Annotated in this window: 24 protein-coding genes; 13 read left to right on the forward strand and 11 right to left on the reverse strand. The window is 74.8% G+C overall.

The features are described 5' to 3' along the window. Position 1: 1 nt before the first annotated feature. Together FHX36_RS09455 and FHX36_RS09460 are read right to left on the reverse strand one after the other, a co-directional pair. On the reverse strand, positions 2 to 922 hold the full coding sequence (locus tag FHX36_RS09455) for an SDR family NAD(P)-dependent oxidoreductase (protein WP_309147328.1): 921 nt from the start codon (positions 920 to 922) through the stop codon (positions 2 to 4). Continuing rightward, on the reverse strand, positions 823 to 1269 hold the full coding sequence (locus FHX36_RS09460; protein WP_110554215.1) for a nitroreductase family deazaflavin-dependent oxidoreductase: 447 nt from the start codon (positions 1267 to 1269) through the stop codon (positions 823 to 825). The genes FHX36_RS09455 and FHX36_RS09460 overlap by 100 nt, the downstream gene beginning before the upstream one ends. A gap of 114 nt (positions 1270 to 1383) precedes the next feature. Between FHX36_RS09460 and FHX36_RS09465 the strand changes: the two genes are divergently transcribed. From FHX36_RS09465 to FHX36_RS09475, 3 genes are read left to right on the forward strand one after another with little or no spacing between them, the layout of a single operon-like run. After that, positions 1384 to 2025, forward strand: coding sequence for an SIMPL domain-containing protein (locus FHX36_RS09465; RefSeq protein WP_110554216.1), 642 nt, complete (start codon positions 1384 to 1386; stop codon positions 2023 to 2025). After that, a complete protein-coding gene (gene ypfJ, locus FHX36_RS09470; protein ID WP_110554217.1) occupies positions 2022 to 2945 on the forward strand; it encodes a KPN_02809 family neutral zinc metallopeptidase in 924 nt (307 codons plus the stop codon). The genes FHX36_RS09465 and ypfJ overlap by 4 nt, the downstream gene beginning before the upstream one ends. Before the next feature lie 43 nt (positions 2946 to 2988). Continuing rightward, positions 2989 to 3645 carry an NADPH-dependent F420 reductase gene (locus FHX36_RS09475; RefSeq protein WP_183513693.1) on the forward strand — a complete coding sequence of 219 codons (657 nt, stop codon included), beginning with the start codon at positions 2989 to 2991 and terminating at the stop codon, positions 3643 to 3645. A 1-nt stretch (position 3646) separates the two neighbouring features. On the opposite strand, the gene FHX36_RS23880 is transcribed toward FHX36_RS09475, so the two are convergent. Beyond that, positions 3647 to 4510 carry a siderophore-interacting protein gene (locus FHX36_RS23880; RefSeq protein WP_258373027.1) on the reverse strand — a complete coding sequence of 288 codons (864 nt, stop codon included), beginning with the start codon at positions 4508 to 4510 and terminating at the stop codon, positions 3647 to 3649. Positions 4511 to 4878: 368 nt separating this feature from the next. On the opposite strand from FHX36_RS23880, the gene FHX36_RS09485 reads away from it, so the two are divergent. The 9 genes from FHX36_RS09485 to FHX36_RS23470 all read left to right on the forward strand — a co-directional run bounded on the left by FHX36_RS09485 (position 4879) and on the right by FHX36_RS23470 (position 11879). Then, the gene (locus tag FHX36_RS09485; protein WP_110553986.1) at positions 4879 to 5703 is read left to right on the forward strand and encodes a hypothetical protein; all 825 of its coding nucleotides are present in this window, start codon (positions 4879 to 4881) and stop codon (positions 5701 to 5703) included. Further along, positions 5700 to 6311: a phage holin family protein gene (locus tag FHX36_RS09490; RefSeq protein ID WP_258373026.1), complete on the forward strand. Its 612-nt coding sequence runs from the start codon at positions 5700 to 5702 to the stop codon at positions 6309 to 6311. Before FHX36_RS09485 ends, FHX36_RS09490 begins: the two co-directional genes overlap by 4 nt. 18 nt (positions 6312 to 6329) lie before the next feature. Beyond that, positions 6330 to 6995, forward strand: coding sequence for a DUF3618 domain-containing protein (locus FHX36_RS09495; protein WP_110553985.1), 666 nt, complete (start codon positions 6330 to 6332; stop codon positions 6993 to 6995). A 183-nt stretch (positions 6996 to 7178) separates the two neighbouring features. Further along, positions 7179 to 7565 (forward strand): response regulator transcription factor, encoded by a 387-nt coding sequence (locus FHX36_RS09500; RefSeq protein ID WP_220036074.1) that lies wholly within the window; start codon positions 7179 to 7181, stop codon positions 7563 to 7565. Then, positions 7562 to 9007 carry a sensor histidine kinase gene (locus FHX36_RS09505; RefSeq protein WP_183513695.1) on the forward strand — a complete coding sequence of 482 codons (1446 nt, stop codon included), beginning with the start codon at positions 7562 to 7564 and terminating at the stop codon, positions 9005 to 9007. Before FHX36_RS09500 ends, FHX36_RS09505 begins: the two co-directional genes overlap by 4 nt. 247 nt (positions 9008 to 9254) lie before the next feature. Then, positions 9255 to 9875 carry a TasA family protein gene (locus FHX36_RS09510; protein ID WP_110554156.1) on the forward strand — a complete coding sequence of 207 codons (621 nt, stop codon included), beginning with the start codon at positions 9255 to 9257 and terminating at the stop codon, positions 9873 to 9875. A gap of 50 nt (positions 9876 to 9925) precedes the next feature. Then, on the forward strand, positions 9926 to 10567 hold the full coding sequence (locus FHX36_RS09515) for a signal peptidase I (RefSeq protein WP_110554157.1): 642 nt from the start codon (positions 9926 to 9928) through the stop codon (positions 10565 to 10567). Beyond that, a complete protein-coding gene (locus FHX36_RS09520; protein WP_110554158.1) occupies positions 10567 to 11016 on the forward strand; it encodes a hypothetical protein in 450 nt (149 codons plus the stop codon). The genes FHX36_RS09515 and FHX36_RS09520 overlap by 1 nt, the downstream gene beginning before the upstream one ends. Further along, on the forward strand, positions 11010 to 11879 hold the full coding sequence (locus tag FHX36_RS23470; protein ID WP_183513696.1) for a response regulator: 870 nt from the start codon (positions 11010 to 11012) through the stop codon (positions 11877 to 11879). The genes FHX36_RS09520 and FHX36_RS23470 overlap by 7 nt, the downstream gene beginning before the upstream one ends. A 91-nt stretch (positions 11880 to 11970) precedes the next feature. Here the strand turns inward: FHX36_RS23470 and FHX36_RS23885 are convergent, their stop codons facing one another. From FHX36_RS23885 to FHX36_RS09555, 6 genes are all read right to left on the reverse strand, one after another. Next, complete coding sequence (locus tag FHX36_RS23885; RefSeq protein WP_110554116.1) at positions 11971 to 12675, reverse strand: response regulator transcription factor; 705 nt, start codon at positions 12673 to 12675, stop codon at positions 11971 to 11973. Positions 12676 to 12798: 123 nt separating this feature from the next. After that, positions 12799 to 13977: an acyl-CoA dehydrogenase family protein gene (locus tag FHX36_RS09535; RefSeq protein ID WP_110554117.1), complete on the reverse strand. Its 1179-nt coding sequence runs from the start codon at positions 13975 to 13977 to the stop codon at positions 12799 to 12801. Positions 13978 to 14066: 89 nt separating this feature from the next. Further along, the gene (locus FHX36_RS09540) at positions 14067 to 14702 is read right to left on the reverse strand and encodes a class I SAM-dependent methyltransferase (RefSeq protein WP_110554118.1); all 636 of its coding nucleotides are present in this window, start codon (positions 14700 to 14702) and stop codon (positions 14067 to 14069) included. Then, complete coding sequence (locus FHX36_RS09545; protein WP_183513697.1) at positions 14699 to 15214, reverse strand: methyltransferase domain-containing protein; 516 nt, start codon at positions 15212 to 15214, stop codon at positions 14699 to 14701. Before FHX36_RS09545 ends, FHX36_RS09540 begins: the two co-directional genes overlap by 4 nt. 2 nt (positions 15215 to 15216) lie before the next feature. Continuing rightward, positions 15217 to 15999, reverse strand: coding sequence for an isocitrate lyase/PEP mutase family protein (locus tag FHX36_RS09550; protein ID WP_110553918.1), 783 nt, complete (start codon positions 15997 to 15999; stop codon positions 15217 to 15219). A 34-nt stretch (positions 16000 to 16033) separates the two neighbouring features. Then, positions 16034 to 16228, reverse strand: a complete 195-nt coding sequence (locus tag FHX36_RS09555; protein ID WP_110553919.1) for a hypothetical protein — start codon at positions 16226 to 16228, stop codon at positions 16034 to 16036. 199 nt (positions 16229 to 16427) lie between these two features. Here FHX36_RS09555 and FHX36_RS09560 point away from each other — a divergent pair, with 199 nt between their 5' ends. Beyond that, a complete protein-coding gene (locus tag FHX36_RS09560) occupies positions 16428 to 17660 on the forward strand; it encodes a DUF2786 domain-containing protein (RefSeq protein ID WP_146251700.1) in 1233 nt (410 codons plus the stop codon). A gap of 77 nt (positions 17661 to 17737) precedes the next feature. Here the strand turns inward: FHX36_RS09560 and FHX36_RS09565 are convergent, their stop codons facing one another. Next, the gene (locus FHX36_RS09565) at positions 17738 to 17896 is read right to left on the reverse strand and encodes a hypothetical protein (RefSeq protein ID WP_258373020.1); all 159 of its coding nucleotides are present in this window, start codon (positions 17894 to 17896) and stop codon (positions 17738 to 17740) included. A gap of 122 nt (positions 17897 to 18018) precedes the next feature. Beyond that, positions 18019 to 18615 (reverse strand): TetR/AcrR family transcriptional regulator, encoded by a 597-nt coding sequence (locus FHX36_RS09570; protein ID WP_110553922.1) that lies wholly within the window; start codon positions 18613 to 18615, stop codon positions 18019 to 18021. Between the last annotated feature and the right edge of the window lie 59 nt (positions 18616 to 18674).

The raw sequence follows: 18674 nt of genomic DNA on the forward strand, positions 1-18674 counted from the left end.
CTCAGGCGGGCAGGCCGACCAACGCGGCCGAGCGCTCCCACAGCTCCCGGGCACGCACGTCGTCCCGGGCCGAGGGCAGGGTGGCCGCGCGGGACCGGTCGGCGTGGTGGCCGCCGTCGCGCCAGCCGTCGTCCGCCGTGGCCAGCCAGACCAGGGTGTCCGCTCCCTGCGCGGGCGTGCGCAGGAACGCGGTCAGCGGCGTGCGGAAGGCCAGCCCGGTGACCCCGCCCGCCCGGCCGAACGACGTCGCGACCGCCCCGGGGTCGAAGCAGGTGGCCGAGACCTCCGGCGACCACCGGCGGGCCAGCTCGCGGGTGAACAGCACGTTGCACCACTTGGCGTGCGCGTAGCGGCGGGTGGCGACCTGCGGGCCGCGCGGCTCGAGCACGTGCCCGCGCCTGGCCCCGCCGGCCCAGTGCGCGAACGAGGAGGTGACGACCACCCGGCCGCGCGCGGCGCGCAGCGGCTCCTCGAGCAGCCGGGTGAGCAGGTAGGGCCCCAGGTGGTCGACCTGCAGGGTCTGCTCCGCGCCGTCGACGGTGAGCGCGCGCCGGCCGAACGAGGCGCCGGCGTTGTCGGCGAGCACGTCGATCCGCGGGAACCGGCCCCGCAGCTCCGCCGCCAGCCGCCGGACGTCGTCCAGCCAGGCGAAGTCCGCGGTCAGGCCCAGCGCGCCGTCCAGCTCGCCGGCGACGGCGGCGGTCTTCTCCGCCGACCGGCCGACGACGACCACCCGCGCGCCGCCCCGGTGCAGCCGGCGGGCCGCCGCCGCCCCGATGCCGTCACTGGCCCCGGTGACGACGACGACCGGCCCGCCGTCGGTCAGTTCTTCGGCTCGACGAGGACGATGGGGATCTTCCGGTCGGTCTTCTCCTGGTAGTTCGCGTAGTCGCGGTAGGCGGCCACGGCCCGCTCCCACCACTGCGCGTACTCGTCGCCCTCGACCTCGCGGGCGACGCCGTCCCACACCCGGTCGCCGTCCTGCACGGTCACCTCGTCGGGGTGCGCCTTGAGGTTGAAGTACCAGGTGGGGTGCTTCGGGGCGCCACCCTGCGAGGCGACCATCGCGTAGACGCCGTCGTGCTCGACCCGCATGAGCGGGTTCTTGCGGATCTTGCCGCTCTTGGCGCCGCGGGTGGTGTAGACGACGACCGGCTCGGTGCGGTTGGGCAGCGTGCCGCCCTCCCGGCCACCGGTGCGCTCGTACAGCTCCACCTGGTCGCGGACCCACTTCTCCGGACTCGGCTCGTACTCACCTTCCAGGGGCATGACCCGACCCTAGGGCCGGAGCGCGGGAGCCCGCACGGCGCCGGGGTGCGCGCACGGCCGGACGACGGCAGAGTGCTCCGAGCGGTCGGGAACGCCCCGGCGCGGAGGGGAGCGATGACCGGGAGCCCGCGGGTGGTCGTGCGCGGCGAGGCCGTCGCCGAGGTGTCGCCGGACGCCGCCGAGCTCGTCGTCACCGTCGAGGTCCGCGACCGCCGGCGGGAGAAGGCGCTGGACCAGCTCGCGGTGCGCCAGCAGGAGCTGACCGCGCTGCTCGTCCCGCACCGCGGCGTCCTGGGCACGGTCTCCACCGACGCGGTCTCGGTGCACCCGGAGTCCGACGGCACCCGGGTCACCGGCCAGGTGGCCAGCGCCGTCACCCGGGTGCAGCTGGACGACGTGGCCGCCGCCGGCGAGCTCGCCGTCGCCGTCGCCGCCCTCCCCGACACCTCGCTGTACGGGCCGCTGTGGCGGCTCTCCCGCGACCACCCGGTGCACCAGCGGGTGCGCACCGAGGCCGTCGCCGACGCGATCGCCCGGGCGAACGCCTACGCCGCCGCCCTGGGCTGCCGGCTCACCGGGCTCGTCGAGGTCCGCGACCCGGGCACGGGCAGCGGTGGCGGCGGCGGCGCGATGCGGGCGATGGCGTTCTCCGCCGCACCCGCCCTGGAGCTCGCCCCGGCGCCGCAGGAGGTGCGCGGCTCGGTCGAGGTCACCTTCACCATGTCCGAACCCGACCAGGAGGTCTTCCAGCGATGAGGTTCCGGGAGAGCGGCCGGCTGGACACCTCCGGCGTCCAGGACCGGCGCGGCGGCGGCGGAGCCCGCGGCGGGCGCGGTCTCGCCGTCGGCGGCGGCGGCCTGGGGCTGGTCGGCATCATCGTCGTCGTCCTGGTGCAGGTGCTCGGCGGCGGTGGCGGGGGTGGCGGCACGGCCGGCCTGGCCGGCACCCTCGGCGGGCTGACCGGCGGCGAGACCGCGGACAACAGCCAGCTCGAGCAGTCCTGCCAGACCGGCGCCGACGCGAACGACTCCGTCGAGTGCGCGATCGTCGCCGACATCGAGTCGATCCAGGACTACTGGGGGCTCACCCTCGGTGGCACCTACCAGCCGGCCGACACCGTCTTCTTCCCCGGCTCGGTGCAGACCGCCTGCGGCGGGGCGACCAGCGGGTCCGGGCCGTTCTACTGCCCGGGCGACCAGCTGGTCTACATCGACCTGTCGTTCTTCGACGACCTGCAGACCCGGTTCGGCGCGGAGGGCGGGGCGTTCGTCAACGCCTACGTGCTGGCGCACGAGTACGGCCACCACGTGCAGAACCTGCTGGGCACGAACCGGCAGGTCGACCCGCGCGAGAGCGGGCCGACCAGCGGCAGCGTGCGGCTGGAGCTGCAGGCCGACTGCTACGCCGGCACCTGGGCCAACCACGCCGAGACGGTGCCCGACGACTCCGGGCAGCCGCTGATCGCCGACATCACCGACGACGACATCGCCCGGGCGCTGGACACCGCCGGGCGGATCGGTGACGACTTCATCCAGGAGAACCTGGGCAGCGGCACGGTCGACCAGGACGCGTTCACCCACGGCTCGTCCGAGCAGCGGCAGCGCTGGTTCACCACCGGCTACCAGACCGGCGACCCGAACCGGTGCGACACCTTCGCCACCGACGACCTGGGCTGACCGGCCCGGGAAGAACGGCCCGCGCACCCGGGTTCCGGCGATCATGACGACCCTGGGACTCATCGGCGCCGGCCACATCGGCAGCGCCCTCGCGCAGACCGCCCTGGACGCCGGGTGGGACGTGGTGATCAGCAACTCGCGCGGCCCGGAGACGCTGGCCGACCTCGTCTCCGAGCTCGCGTCGCGCCCGAGCGCCGGTGGCGCGGTGCGCGCCGGCACGGCCGCGGAGGCGGCGGCCGCCGCGGACCTCGCCGTCGTGACCATCCCGCTGCGGGCGATCGGTCAGGTGCCGGCCGAGCCCCTGGCCGGCAAGGTGGTGATCGACACGAACAACTACTACCCGCAGCGCGACGGGCAGGTCGCCGAGCTCGACGAGGGGCGCATGACGTCGTCCGAGCTGCTGCAGCAGCACCTCTCCAGGTCGAGCGTGGTCAAGGCCTTCAACCACATCGCGGCCACGCAGATCGTCAGCGCCCGCTCCGCGCCCGGAACGGAGCACCGCCGGGCCATCGTCGTCGCCGGCGACGACGAGGCGGCCAAGCAGCGGGTCGCCGCCTTCATCGACGCGATCGGCTTCGACGTCGTCGACCTCGGCTCCCTGGCCGACAGCTGGCGGATCGAGCCGGGCACGCCCGGCTACGGCGCCGAGGACGACGCCGAGCAGCTCCGGGCGCACCTGGCCGCGGCCAGCAGGGGCTGAGTCAGCCCGCGGCCAGCGCCTGCTCCGCGGCCTCGACCTCGGCGTTCCACTCCGGCTTCTCCGCCTGCCAGCGGTCCTCGGTGCGGCCCACGCGCCAGTAGCCGGAGATGGAGGTGAACGCCGGGTCGAGCCCGCGCTCGGTGCGCAGGTGCAGCCGCAGCTCCTTCACCAGCCCGGCCTCACCGTGCACGAACACGTGCCCGGTGCCGGCCGGCAGCTCCACCGCCTTGACCGCGGTCACCAGCGCCTCGCCGGGCGCCCCACCCCGGCGGTGCACCCACACGACGGGGACGCCCTCCCGGAGCACCAGGTCCGACTGCTGCTCCTCGGGGCCCTCGACCTCGACGAAGACCAGCGCCGGCACCCCGTCCGGGAGCCGCGGCAGGGCCGCCCCGATGGCCGGGAGGGCGCTCTCGTCACCGACCAGCAGGTGCCAGTCGGCGTCGGGGCTGGGCGCGTACGCCCCGCCCGGGCCGAAGAACTGGATGCGGTCGCCCGGCGCGGCCTGCGCGGCCCACGGCCCGGCGAGCCCCGTGTCGCCGTGGTGCACGAAGTCGATCGTCAGCTCACCGGCGGCGGCGTCCCAGGCGCGCACGGTGTAGGTGCGGGTGACCGGCCAGAGCTCCGGCGGCAGCTCCGCGCGCAGCTGCTCGACGTCGAAGGGCGCCGTGTAGGTGGCGCCGCGCGGCGGGAAGAGCAGCTTGACGTAGTGGTCGGTGAACTCGCCGGCCGGGAAGCCGGCGAGCCCCTCGCCGCCGAGCACGACCCGGATCATGTGCGGGGTCAGCCGCGAGGTGCGCACGACCTCCCCGACCCGTGCCACCCGGGGACGGCGGGCGCCCCCGTTCCTCGCCGGTCCGCTCACGGGTCCTCCTCGATGTGGTGAGGCAAGGCTTGCCTTCCCGGCGGAGCCTACGCGGCCCGGCTGTGCGGTCTGCGCAACGTGAACGAGATCCACTTTTGCCCGATCATCCGGTTTACGGCGTATCGACCCCCGGGTACAAGACCATCAACGGAACGGCGTCCCACTGAGGCCACGGTGGGATCCCCCCGAGCGATGAGGTCCTGGGCATCTGCAGGTGCCCGCACCGCCGTCCCGCGACCCGGCACCACCACCCCGGCCCTCCCCGGCCGGCGATGGCGTGTGCCCTCGTGCGGACGGGGTCGAACGGGCACGGATGCCCCGCGTCAGCAGCACCAGCCATGCACCCCAACGCACGACGAGGAGGAACGATGACTCACTCCATCGACACCCCGACCCAGTCCCCGCCGAGCGGCGCATCGAACGTGTCCGGTACGCCGTCCACGAAGGACGTCGCCAAGGACGAGGCCAGCAACGTCGCCTCGACCGCGGCCCAGGCCGGCAGCCAGGTCGCCTCGACCGCCGCCGACCAGGCCAAGCAGGTCACGCAGGAGACCAAGCGCCAGGCGCAGGACCTGATCCAGCAGGGGCGCTCGCAGCTCCAGGACCAGGCCCGCAACGGCCAGCAGAAGGCCGGCGAGGGCATCTCGGGCATCGCCCAGCAGCTCCGCACCATGGTCGAGGGTGGCGGCGAGACGCCGTCCGGCCCCGCCGCCGACCTGGTCCGCCAGGCCGGGGACAAGCTCGAGGAGCTCGCCACCTGGGTCCAGGCCCGCGAGCCCGGTGACCTGGTCGACGAGGTCCGCGCCTTCGCCCGCCGCAAGCCCGGTGTCTTCCTGCTCGGTGCCGCCCTCGCGGGTGTCGTCGCCGGCCGGCTGACCACCGGTGTCGTGGCCGCGCACAAGGACAGCAGCCCCTCCACCGGCAACCAGCAGCTGACCGGTCAGGGCTCGCCCTACGCCGCGGACAGCTACTCCACCGGCACGAACTACGTCGCCGACACCCCGGCCACCGGGTACGCGACCACCGGCACCGCCGGCTACGAGACCGGTTACGTCGCCGGCACCACCGGCACCACCGGCTCGGTCCCGCCGCCGCCGTACGGCACGGTCCCGCCGGAGGGCACCTCGGTGCCGCCGGCCACGTCGGCCGGCTGGGACGACCCGGCGCGCACCCCCGGGTCGGGTCAGCTGTGAGCCACCCCAGCGGCGCCGGCGGGGCGCAGCCGTACGGCCAGCCCGGCACGGGTTACGTGCAGGGCGGCTCGACCGGCTACGCGCCTCCGCCCACGCAGGAGGAGTACGCCTACGGCAACACCGCGCAGCCGCTGGGCAACACCGCCCAGCCGATGACCGACGACGGGCACCCGGACGTCGAGGGCACCTCGGTCGGCCAGCTGATCGGTGACGTCACCCGTGACCTGTCCACGCTGATGCGCCAGGAGCTCGACCTCGCGAAGGCCGAGCTCAAGGCGGACGCGAACAAGGCCACCGAGGAGGTCAAGGCGCAGGCCGGCAAGGCCGGCAAGGGCGCCGGGATGCTCGCCGGCGCCGGGTACGGCGGCAACATGGTCGCCCTGTTCCTCAGCCTGGCGCTGATGGGGGCGCTCTGGAGCGCGATGCCGATCGGCTGGGCCGCGCTCATCGTGGCCGTCGTCTGGGGCATCGTCGCGGCGGTGCTGTTCGTCATGGGCCGCAAGACGCTCAAGACGATCGACTTCACGCGCCTCAAGCAGATCAACCCCAAGCCGGAGCAGACCGTGGAGACCCTCCAGCAGGTCCCCGGCGCTCTCAAGCCCAACTGACCCAGGACGGAGACCGACATGACCAGCAGTGACCCGGACGTGATCCGCCGCCAGATCGAGGACACCCGCGCCAACCTCAGCTACGAGGTCGACGCGCTGAACGAGAAGGTCAACCCGACCCGCGTCGTCGACCGCCGCGTCGGCAAGGCCAAGAGCACCGTCAGTGGTCTGAAGGAGCGGGTCTTCGGAGCCGCCCACGACACGGGAGCGCAGATGAGCAACACGACGTCGAACGTGGCCGGTTCCGCCCAGCACGCCGCCTCCTCCGCGGCCGGCAGCGTGCAGAGCGCCGCCTCCTCCGCGATGGGCGCCGTGCAGTCGGCCCCGGACACGATCCAGCGCCAGGCCCAGGGCAACCCGATGGCCGCCGGCCTCATCGCCTTCGGCGTGGGCTGGCTCGTCTCCTCCCTCCTGCCGACCAGCGAGAAGGAGAAGCAGCTCGCCTCGCAGGCCGAGTCGGCCGTCAAGGAGCACTCGCAGCCCCTCGTCGACCAGGCCAAGAACGTGGCCCAGGAGATCGGTGACAACCTCAAGCCGATGGCGCAGGACGCCGTCGAGTCGGTCAAGTCGACCGCGCAGGAGGGCGTCCAGACCGTGAAGTCCGAGGGCCAGTCGGCTGCTCAGGACGTCCAGGGCCAGGCCCAGCAGTCCCGCGAGACGGTCCAGGGGCACGTCAGCTCCTGACCCGCACCACCTCTCGACGGCCCCGGTGCACCCGCACCGGGGCCGTCGTGCGTCCCGGGCCGGTCACCTCAACGGGTGACCGGCCCCCGCGCGTCCCTCCAGGACCGGTGCTCAGGCGCCGTTGCCCGACCTGACGGACTCCGTCCCCACCCCGGGGGCGCACCGACGACGGGAGGGACGGCCGTGGACGCAGCCGTGCGCGTGCTGGTCGCCGACGACGAGGAGGACATCCGCCTGCTCGTCTGCCTCGCCGTGGGCAAGGCGGGGGGCACCGTGGTGGCCGCGGTCGCCGACGGGGCGCAGGCGCTGGCCGCCGCCCGCGCGGAGCGTCCGCACCTCGTCGTCCTCGACGTCTCCATGCCCGAGGCCACCGGGCTCGAGGTCTGCGCGGCACTGCGCGCCGACCCGGCCACCGCCGGCTGCCGGGTCCTGCTGCTGTCGGCCGGGGCCTCCCCCGACGACGTCGCGCGGGGGCTCGCCGCCGGCGCCGACGCGTACCTGCCCAAGCCGTTCACCATCGCCGGGCTGGTCGCCGAGGTCCGCGAGCTCACCGCGACGCTGCCGGCATGACCGCGCTCGCCGAGCCGGCGACGACCGCCACCCCCAGCCGGGAGCCCGCCGTCCCCGACATGCCCGGGCGGGCGGTCCCGGCGGTGCTCGCCGGCGTCGCGGCGGTCGGCCTCGCCGTGCTGCTCAGCGGGCCCGGCACCGTGCTGCTGGTCGTCGCCGCGACCGCCGTCGCCGTGCCGGTGGCCGAGCTCGCCCGCCGGCTGCGGGCCCAGCTGGGCGCCGCCGCCGCGCTGGAGGCCCAGCGGCAGGACCTGGTCACCCGGGGCCGGTCGACCGCCGAGGAGCTCGAGGTCGCGACCCGGATGATGCGGGCGCGCGCCCAGACGATGACCAGCGTCATCGACGCGGTCACCGAGCAGTCGATCATCGGCACCGACCAGGACGGCCTGGTCCGGGTCTGGAACCCCGGCGCCGAGCGGATGCTCGGGCTGCCGCGCGCCGACGTCGTCCGGCTGCGCACCATCACCGACTTCCACGCCCCCGAGGAGCTCTCCCCGGAGGACGGCCCGGAGCTGGACGCCACCGGCCGGTTCGCCGCCCTCGTGCGCGTCGCGCAGGAGCACGGCAGCGACGTCCGGGACTGGACCTACCTGACCGCCGACGGCCGGCGGCTCACCGTCTCGGTGGCGATCACCCCGCGCACCGACGACGACGGCGAGCGGGCCGGCTGGAACTTCGTCGGCACCGACATGACCGAGGCGCGCGCGGCCGAGCGGCTCAAGGACCAGTTCGTCAGCCTGATCTCCCACGAGCTGCGCACCCCGCTGTCGTCGATCCTCGGCTACCTCGAGCTCGTCATGGACGACGAGGAGCAGCCGCTCACCGCCGAGCAGCGCCAGTACCTGAGCACCGTCGAGCGCAACGCGCAGCGGCTGCTGCGGCTGGTCGGCGACCTGCTGTTCACCGCGCAGGTGGACGCCGGCCGGTTCACCCTGCAGCCCGAGGACGTCGACCTGGCCGCGATCGTCCGCGGGGCCGAGGAGACCGCCCGGGTGACGGCGGCGACCCGCGGCGTCGCGGTGGCCGTCGACGTGCCCGCCGAGGGTCTGGTGGTCCGCGGTGACGCGCTGCGGCTGGGCCAGGCGTGCGACAACCTGGTCTCCAACGCGGTCAAGTTCACCCCCGCCGGCGGGCAGGTGACCCTGCGGCTCCGCACGGCCTGGCGGGACGCCGACGGTGCCCTGGCCGACGCGGCCGGGCCCGGTGCCGAGCCGGTCGCGCTGCTGTCGGTGAGCGACACCGGCGTCGGCATCCCCAGCGGCGAGCAGGGCCGGCTGTTCACCAGCTTCTTCCGCGCCTCGACCGCCCGGCGCAACGCCGTCCCCGGGGTCGGGCTGGGCCTGACCATCACCAAGGCGATCACCACCGCGCACGGCGGGACGCTCGACGTGGCCAGCGTCGAGGGCCGCGGGACCACCTTCACCCTGGCCCTGCCGCTGTAGCCCGCGCACCGCACGACGGCACCCCCACCCGGCTCCCGGGTGGGGGTGCCGTCGTGTCCGGCCTGGTGACGTGCTGAACGGCCCCGTCCAGGGGCCCGCCCCGAGCGGAGCGAGCGGTGGGGGGAACGGGGCCGTTTCCTTGCGGTTTTCTTGCGGATCGCTGGCGGGTGCCCTGCGGATGGGCCTCCAGAGTCATGTCTGTCGCCGGGAGAACCCGACGGCACCGACACCCGAAGGAGAACCGGCCATGACCGCCACCACCACCCGCAGCCGCACCGCCCGCAAGGTCCTCGGCTCCCTGGGCGTCATCGGCGCCGCCGCTGCCGTCGCCGGCATGGGCACCTTCGGCACCTTCACCGACAGCACCACCCCGCTGAACGCCTCGGTCACCTCCGGCACGCTGAACGTCGACCTGAAGAACATCGGCCAGGCCGCGACCCTCCCGATGACCGCCGCCGGCTTCGTGCCCGGCGACTCCATCAGCCGCGCGGTCGACCTGGTCAACAGCGGCAACCTCGCGCTGGGCAGCATGACGCTGACCTCCACCGCCACCACCTCGAGCGTGCTGGACACCGACAAGACCAACGGCCTGCAGCTGACCGTCAAGTCCTGCCCCGTGGTCTGGACCGAGTCCGTCGTCAACGGCGTCGCGACCTACACCTGCTCCGGCACCGCCACCACGCTCGTGTCCAGCGCCGCCGTGATGAACGCCGTCCTGCCCAACGTGGCGAGCCTGGCCCCCAAGGGCACCGACCACCTCGTCGTGACCCTGTCGCTGCCGACCTCCGCCGACAACGGCTTCCAGGGCAAGACCAGCGCCCTCAGCGTCACCTTCACCGGGACCCAGCAGACCGGCACCAACCGCTGACCTGCGGCTGACCCCGCCCACCCGCTGACCACCCACCCGGAGGACACACCATGACCACCGCCCTGCTGGCCCCCACCGCACTCCCGACGGACACCACGATCGCCGTCCGTCCGGCGCAGCAGCTGCCCCGGACCCGCACCGCGGGCCTCGGCAAGCGCGCGGCAGGCCTGGTGTACCGCTGGACCGTCCGGCTCGTGGTCACCCTGGCCGTCCTGGCCTTCGGCGTCCTCGCCGTCGGACCGCACGTCCTGGACTACCGCACGATGACGATGCTCACCGGCAGCATGTCGCCGGTCATCGACCCGGGTGACGTCACCATCGTGACGCCGCTGCCGGTCGACGAGGTCGAGGTCGGCATGATCATCAGCTACCACATCCCGATCGACGACCACCACGTCGTCAGCCACCGCGTGATCAGCGTCGAGCACGGCGCCGACGGCACGGTCACGGTGGAGACCAAGGGCGACGCGAACGAGGCCATCGACCCCTGGAAGGCGGTCCTGCAGGGTGACACCGCCTACGAGGTGCGCGCCGTCGTCCCCGGGCTCGGCCACGTCATCGAGGTCCTGCGCACCCCGGTGGTGAGCCAGGCCCTGGTCTACGGCGCCCCGACCCTGCTGGCCGGCTGGCTGCTCCTGTCCATCTGGCGCCCGGCCCCGGCCGAGCGGCGCGAGGACGAGGACGCCGCCTGATGGGCGCGCTGCGCCGCGGCCTGCTGCTGGTCGCCGTCACGGCCGCCACCGTCGTGGGCCTGACCGCCGCGCCCGCCCAGGCCGGGTTCGACGACCGGGCCACCATGACGGCCTCGGTGGGCACCGCGAAGGTCGCCCCGCCGACGAGCCTCAGCACGGCCGGCACGAAGTGCGTCACCCGCACCGACGCCTGGGGCCGCACCTACACCACGCTGGAGGCCCGGCTCTCCTGGACCGGCAGCACCACCCCCAAGGTGACCAGCTACCAGGTCATCGCCTACGCCAGCGGCTGGTCCTACGAGGTCACCACGGTGAACGCCCCGACCACCGTCGTCACCGGCAGCTACGACAGCTACTACGCCACCCAGAACGTCCAGGTCGTCGTGACCGCCCGCACCAGCTACGGCTGGACCGCGGAGTCCGCCAAGTCAGGAGTCATCAAGTGCTGACCGCCCTCGTGATCGACGCCTCCCCCGCCGCCCGCCGGCAGGTCACCGGTCTCCTGGAGCTGTCCGGCTGGGGGGTCCACGAGGCCGCCGACGCCGAGGACGCCCGCTGGCTGAGCACCGCGACCCACCCCGACCTGGTGGTCACCGCCGCCACCGTGCCCGGTGCGGAGAGCGGCGCGGCCCTGCTGCGCGAGCTCCGCCGGGCCGGCAGCACCGCCCGCTTCCTCGTCGTCACCGTCGAGCCCACCGCCACCGAGCGCGCCGCGGCCCTCGCCGCCGGCGCCCTCGCCTGCCTGGCCGCTCCGGTCGACGCCCACCTGCTGCTCGACCTGGTCCGCAGACGCACCACCCCGGTCACCGAGCCGGCCGCCGCCCGCGACATGGTGGACGTCGAGGACCTGCACGACGCCGACCTGGACGCCGACCTGGTGGAGCGGCTGCAGGGGATGTACGACGCCGCGCTCCCCACCCGGTTCTCCGCGATCGACCGGGGCGTCCGGGCGGGTGACCCGCGGGCCGTGGCCTCCGCGGCGCACACCCTCGCCGGCACCTCCGGGCAGCTCGGTCACCCCGAGGTCGCCTCCGTCTGCCAGGCCATCGCCTCCGACGCCCGGCGCGGGATCATGGCGCACGCGCTGGTCTCCCGGCTGGCCGGGCTGGCCGGGGTCGACCGCCGGGCCGCCGACCGCCGCGACGCCGTCCGCACCACCCCGGACCGCCGGGTCGCCCGCGCCGACCGCCGCGCGTCGATGGCCTCGGCCGCCGACGTGCTGAGCGGCCGGATGGACCTCGGCGGCCTGCTGCACGCCGCCGACGCGGCCGCCGGCCGGCTGGCCGCGCGCCGCCGGGACATCGCCGCCTGACCACGACAACGCGGCCCGGTCCCACGGGGGGACCGGGCCGCGTCGTCGGATGCAGCTGTACTACCTGAAGGAACGCCTGCTGCCCGACTGCTCAGGCGACCAGGCGGTACCCCACCCCCCGGACCGTCTTGATCTCGGGGTGGCTCAGCCCCGCGGCCGTGAGCTTGCGCCGCAGGTTGGACATGTGGGCCTCGACCAGCCGGAGGTTGCCCTCCCAGTCGGTCTGCCAGACCTCGCGCAGCAGGGTCTCCCGCTGCAGCACCCGGCCGGGCCGGGAGACCAGCGCCGCGAGCAGGTCGAACTCGGTGCGGGTCAGGTCGACGGCGGCGCCGTCCACCCGCACCTCGCGGCTGTCCGGGTCGACCTCCAGCTCGGCGAGCCGGCGGACGGTGTCCTCGACCGGCTGCCGCGGCTCGGGCGCGGCCGCGGTGCGCGGCCGGCGGAGCATCGTCTGCACCCGCGCCACCAGCTCGCGCGGCGAGAACGGCTTGGCCATGTAGCCGTCCGCTCCCACGGCGAGGCCGATCAGCAGGTCGACCTCCTCCGCGCGGGCGGTCAGCATGAGCACGTAGCAGTCGGTCTCCGCGCGGAGCTGGCGGCACACCTCGGTGCCGTCGGCGTCCGGCAGTCCGAGGTCCAGGACGACGACGTCCGGCGGCTCGCGCCGGACCTCCGTCAGGCACTCGGCTCCGGTGGTCGCCTCGCGGACGTCCATCCCGGCACGGCGCAGCACGGTGACGACGAGTTCACGGATCTCGTCGGTGTCCTCGACCACGAGCACGGACTGACCCGGCACGACCCCTCCCCCACGTCTGGCACCAGCAGGACGCCGATCTGGCGTCCTGCTGGTGATCGTCACGTGGGGCGCGGACCTCCACCCCGCCGGTGCCCGGCCCACCCCATCGGGTGACCGCGCCGATCACACGAAGGCGGACATCCCGGTGATCGAGCGGCCGACGATCAGGGTGTTCATCTCGCGGGTGCCCTCGTAGGAGTACAGCGCCTCGGCGTCGTTGAAGAACCGGACGACGTCGTAGTCCAGGACGATGCCGTTGCCGCCGAACAGCTCGCGGGCCCAGGCGACGGTCTCCCGGCCGCGGCTGGTCACGTAGCTCTTGGCCAGCGCGGCCTGGTCGTCGCGCAGCTCGTCGGTCTCCTGCAGCTGGGCGACCCGCACGGTCATCCCGAGGCTGGCGGTGACGTTGCCGAGCATCCGGGCGAGCAGGTCCTGGATCAGCTGGAAGCCGCCGATCGGCTTGCCGAACTGCTGGCGCTCCTTGGCGTAGGCGACCGCCACCTCGTAGGCGCCGACCTGGCAGCCGACGCCGCTCCACGCCACCCCGCCGCGGGTCACCTTGAGGACCTTGTTGACGTCCTTGAAGGTGTTGCCGCCCTCGAGCTTGTTCGCCGCGGGGATGCGGCAGTCGGTGAAGGCCAGGTCGGCGTTCTGCACGGTGCGCAGCGCGAACTTGTCCTCGATCTTGGTCGCCTGGAAGCCGGGGGTGCCCTTCTCCACGACGAACGTCTTGACCTGGTCGTCGTCCACGTCGCGGGCGAAGACCACCACGACGTCGGCGAAGGTGCCGTTGCCGATCCAGCGCTTGGCGCCGTTGAGCACCCAGGAGTCGCCGTCCCGCCGGGCGGTGGTGCGCATACCGCGGGCGACGTCGGAGCCGCCCTCGGGCTCGGTCAGCCCGAACGCGCCGATCGTCTCCAGCCGCATCATCGAGGGGATCCAGCGCTGCCGCTGCTCCTCCGAGCCGAGGATCATGATCGAGCCCATCGCCAGGCCGTTGTGCACGCCCAGGAAGGTCGCCATCGACGGGTCGACGCGGGAGAGCTCCATCGCCTGGAAGCCGGTGAAGAGCCGGGACGCGCGCGGGCGGCCCTCCCAGTCGTAGGAGCGCCCGACGATGTCGGCCTCGGCGAACTTCGGCACCAGGTCGTGCGGGAACTCGGCGGCGGCCCAGGCGGCGTTGACCCGCGGCTTGATCTCGCTGGCCAGGAACTCGCGCAGGGCCAGGAGCTCCTTCTGCTCGTCCTCGGGCAGCAGCGACTGGAACCCGAAGAAGTCGGCGGGCAGGAGCAGGTCGGTCATGGCAGCGGTGCCTTCTCTCTCGTCGTCCTCGACGTCCTGACCCGATGCTGCGCCCGATCCGCCGCCCCAGCCACCGAGGGTGTCCCAGCTCACCCCAGCGGCTTCGTCCAGGTCAGCTCGTAGCGCCAGAACGCCAGCCGCCGCACCCGGACGCCGGGCAGCACGGTGGCCGCGGTCGCCCGCACCTGGCGGGTGGTGAGCTCCGGGTCGCGCACCGGCATGGCCCGCACGTCGGCCGGGTGGGCGAGCAGCGGCCGGCCGGTGAGCGCCCGCCCGGCGGCGAACGCCCCGCCCAGCACCCGGTGCCCCAGCACGGCGGCCAGCTCGACCGGGAGCTCGGCCGGCAGGTCGGTGCGCGGCAGGGCGACGGCGACGAGCACCCCACCGGGTCGCAGCCAGCCCGCCATCCGCTCCAGCGCCGGGGCCAGCGGCAGGTGGTGCAGCGCGCTCATGCTGAGCACGGCGTCGTACCCGCCGTCCGGGAGGTCGACGGTGAGCGCGTCGGCCTGCCGGACGGCGACGTTCGCCGGGACCCGCGCCCGGGCGAGCGCCACCATCGCCGGGTCGCGGTCCACGGCGTCCACCCGCTCCGCGCGCCGGGCGAGCTCCCCCGCGAGCGCGCCGGCACCGCACCCGACGTCGAGCACCCGCTGCGCGCCCGGCGGCACCCGGCGGAGCAGCAGCCGGTGGTACCAGGCGTTGTGGTCCCAGTCCGTCGCGCTCATGCCCGGAGCTCGACGGCGATCGACGGCCGGGGCGGGGTGTCGCCGGTGTGGACGGCGGTCACCGCCAGCCCGTGCGGCGCCGCCAGCCCGGCCACCCGGTCGGCCTTCGCCCGCGCCTGCCCCGGCTGCAGCGGCTGGTCGACCAGCAGGACCCGGCCGCCGGGGGCCAGCACCCGCCGCACCACCGCGAACTCCGCGGCCGGCGGGCGCCAGAACGCCCCGACGTGCACGGCGACCACCAGGTCGAACGCGCCGTCGGGGAGGTCGGCGGCGAGCAGCTCGGTCGTCCGCACACCGACCGTGCCCGCGGCCACGGCGGCCGCGTTGCGGTCGGCCGCCGCCCGGGTCATCGTCGCCGAGCGGTCCAGCCCGAGCACGGAGCCGCCGGCCAGCCGCCCGGCCAGCAGCGACAGCATTACGCCGTGGCCGCAGCCCACCTCGAGCACGCGGTCGCCGGGCCGCGGCGCCGCCACCTCGGCCGCCCAGGCCAGCCGGGCCGAGGCGGTTGCCACGGCTAGTTCAGCGGCCGGGTACCGGCGGGGAGCGTGCCACCGGAGACCATCCCGGTGACCGCGTCCTGCAGCGCGGTCAGCGCCACCCGCTGGGTGAACGGGCCGGTGGACACCCGGGCGACCCCGAGCTGCTCGAGCTCGCGGGCCGGCAGCGAGACACCGGGCACGCTGATCACGCTGAGCCGGCGCGGGCCGAGGGCGTCGACCAGCGCGGCGACCTCCTCGCGGGCCACGACGCCCGGGACGAAGACGACCGGCGCCCCGACCTCCAGGTACGCCCTGCCCCGGGTGACCGCCTCGGTGAGCACCGCTGCGCGGTCGGCGTCCTCGCCCGCCCGCACGAAGGCGTCGGTGCGGGCGTTGAGCACGAAGTCGATCCCGGCGTCCCGGCCGGCCCGGAGCACCGCCTCCACCGCGGCCACCGCGTCGTCCAGCGGCGCCAGCTGGTCCTCGAGGTTGCCGCCGACGACGCCGACCGCGATCGCCCGGCGGGCGGTCTCCCCGGCGTCGCCGTAGCCGGCCTCGAAGTCCATCGAGACCGGCAGGTCGACCGCGGAGACGATCCGCTCGACCATCCCCAGGTGCAGGTCGAGCGGGATGTTCTCGCCGTCCTCGTAGCCGAACGTCGCCGCGATCGAGTGGCTGGCGGTGGCCAGGGCCCGCACGCCCGGCGTCCCGGCGACCACGGTGGCGGAGACGACGTCCCACACGTTGGTCAGGGTCAGGATCTCGTCGGCGGTGTGCAGCTCGAGCAGGGTGCGGGCGCGGTCAGCGAGGTCAGCCATGGCGGTCAACCTATCGACGTGTCGACACGTCGACTCAGCCCTCGCGGTCCGGCTCCCGGCGCCCGGTCACCGGCACGAGCACCGCGGCTGCGCCGATGCCCGCGGCCACCAGCCAGAAGGGGTTGTCGACGACGTCCAGGGCGAGCAGCAGCAGCCCGACCAGCAGGCCCACGGCGGCCCCGGCGAAGGCCCAGGCGGTGAGCCGGGAGAGGAAGGTCCAGCCGTCCATGGCACCCCACCCTGCCGGGAGGGCACGCGACGGGCAAGCGGAGGGCGTCTCTAGCCTGGTCCACGGCCTCCCCACCGGCGGGGCGGGCAGGGTAGCGGCCCGCGCCCAACCCGACCGGCCGCCGTCCCCAGCGGACGCCGCTGTCCCCACCCGCCCGCCAGGGCCGCCCGCACCCGCCCGTGCACGGCAGCCTGACCCGGTGACCCCGAGGAGCTCGACGACCGTGGACGACGTCCTCCGCCTGCTGCTGGCCGGTGCCCGGCTGGCCGCCCAGCCCGGCGTGACCGGCCAGGAGCTCGACCGGGTCGTCGACCGGCTGCTGGTGCGCGACCCTGCCGTCGACTCCGGCGGCCACGCCCAGGAGGTGCTCCGCGAGCTGCTGCCGACGCTGTGGGAGGGCGGCTGGCAGCCGGCCGACCTGGCCCACGCCGTGCGCCGGAAGGTCAGCACCCGGGCGGCGCGGCTGGTGGCGGCGGTCATCGCCGGTGAGGCGGCGGCCGAGGGCGTCGCCGAGCGCGCACCGCGGGCGTGGACCGCGCAGCTGGCCGAGCTCGACAGCCGGGCGGACACCGTCGCCGGCTGGTGGCAGGCCGAGCGGGTCCCGCCGGCCGCAGGGTGGCGCGACGTGCTGCGGGTCGTCGGGCTGCTGCGCACCCTCCCCCGGCTCGAGCAGCTCGTACCGCCACCGTCGGGCTGGTCAGCCGCGCTGCTCGCCGACAGCAGCTGGGACGACGTCGTCGACGCGCGGGCGCTCAGCCGGATCCGCGGGCTGCTCGCCAAGGCGGAGTCGACCGACTTCGAGGCCGAGGCGGAGGCGCTCACCGCCAAGGCGCAGGAGCTGATGGCCCGGCACGCCATCGACACGGCGATGCTCGGTCACCGCGGTGCGGCACCGGCCACCACCGGGCAGGTCCAGGCGCGGCGGCTGCACCTCGACGACCCGCACGCCGAGGCGAAGGCCGCCGTCGTCCAGGCGGTCGGGACGGCGAACGGGGTGCGGGTGGTGCTGCTGCCGGCGTTCGGCATCGCGACGCTGGTCGGCATGCCCGGCGACCTGGACGCGGTCGAGCTGCTGGTCACCTCGCTGCTGCTGCAGTCCGGGCGGGCGCTCGCCGACGCGGTGCAGCAGGCCGGGTCCCGCGGCCGGACGGCGGCCTACCGGCGCGGCTTCTTCTACTCCTACGCGCAGCGGATCGAGGAGCGGCTGACCGAGGCGCGCGACCAGGCCCGGGTGGAGGCGACGGCCACCTACGGCAGCGCGCTGGCACCGGTGCTCGCCGACCAGCAGGCGGCCGTCGACCGGGCGGTGGAGGAGCTGTTCCCCTCGGTGCGCCGCCGCAGCGGCCGCACCGTCGACGCGGCCGGCTGGCACGCGGGCCGGCAGGCGGCGGACGCCGCCGACCTCGGCGGCACCCGCCTCACCGGCGGCTGACGACGGAAGCCCGTCCGTGATGGCCCCGTCCGGAGGCTCGCCCCGAGCTCGCGAGGGGTGAGAGGGACGGGGTCCTTTCAGATCAGGACGTCGAAGGAGGAACCGAGGTCGCGGATCAGCATCGCCTGGTGGGTCAGGTCGGCGGCCGTGGTGAGCCACCCGGCCACGTACACCAACGCCTCGGCCGAGGTGTCGTCCAGCGACGCCGTCGCCGCCGAGGTCCCTGCCTGAGCCACCGCACTGCACGCCAAGGTCAACATGACCGGCTCCTCTCGTCTGCAGGAGAGGTCGGCAGGACGAGCACGGAACTGGACGCCCTGCAGGCCGGCCGGGCCGTTCCTCCCCCCTTCGAGGGGGGTCAGCGCAGCCCGTCGAGCAGCATCCGCAGCAGCTGCTCGTAGTTCGCGCCGGGGTCGGCGACCTGGACCATCCCGGCCAGCTCCAGGGACACCGCCCCGTGCACCGAGCTCCAGATGACCTGCGCGGTCTCCAGCCGGTCGCCGGGGCGCAGCACCGCCCGGTCCATCGCGTAGCCCACCTGGTCGACCAGCACCTGGAAGGCGGCGGCGGCCCGGTCCACGAGCTCCTCGGTCGGGGCGGCGGAGGCGAAGCCGGCGCCGAACATCGCGCCGTAGTGCTGCGGGTGGTCCAGGGCGAACTGCCGGTACCCGTGCCCGCAGGCCAGCAGCCGGTCGACGGGGTCGGGGACCTCGGACGCCATCGCGGCCGCACGCAGCCCCTCGAAGCCCCGGGTCAGCACCGCGGCGACCAGCCCGTCCTTGCTGCCGAACCGGTTGTAGACGCCCATCGGCGCCACCCCCGCCTCGGTGGCGACCGCCCGGACGGTGAGCCCGCCCAGCCCGTCGCGCACCAGCACCCGCTCGGCGGCGTCGACCAGCGCCTGCTCGAGCTCGCGGCTCGGCGTCCGGCCGGTCGGCGTACTGACATCTGTCACGACCGCATCCTCCCCCGTTGACGTCTGTAGAACGTCGTTCTACGTTTCTAGAACAACGT

This window comes from Modestobacter versicolor, from assembly GCF_014195485.1.
Classification (GTDB): domain Bacteria; phylum Actinomycetota; class Actinomycetes; order Mycobacteriales; family Geodermatophilaceae; genus Modestobacter; species Modestobacter versicolor.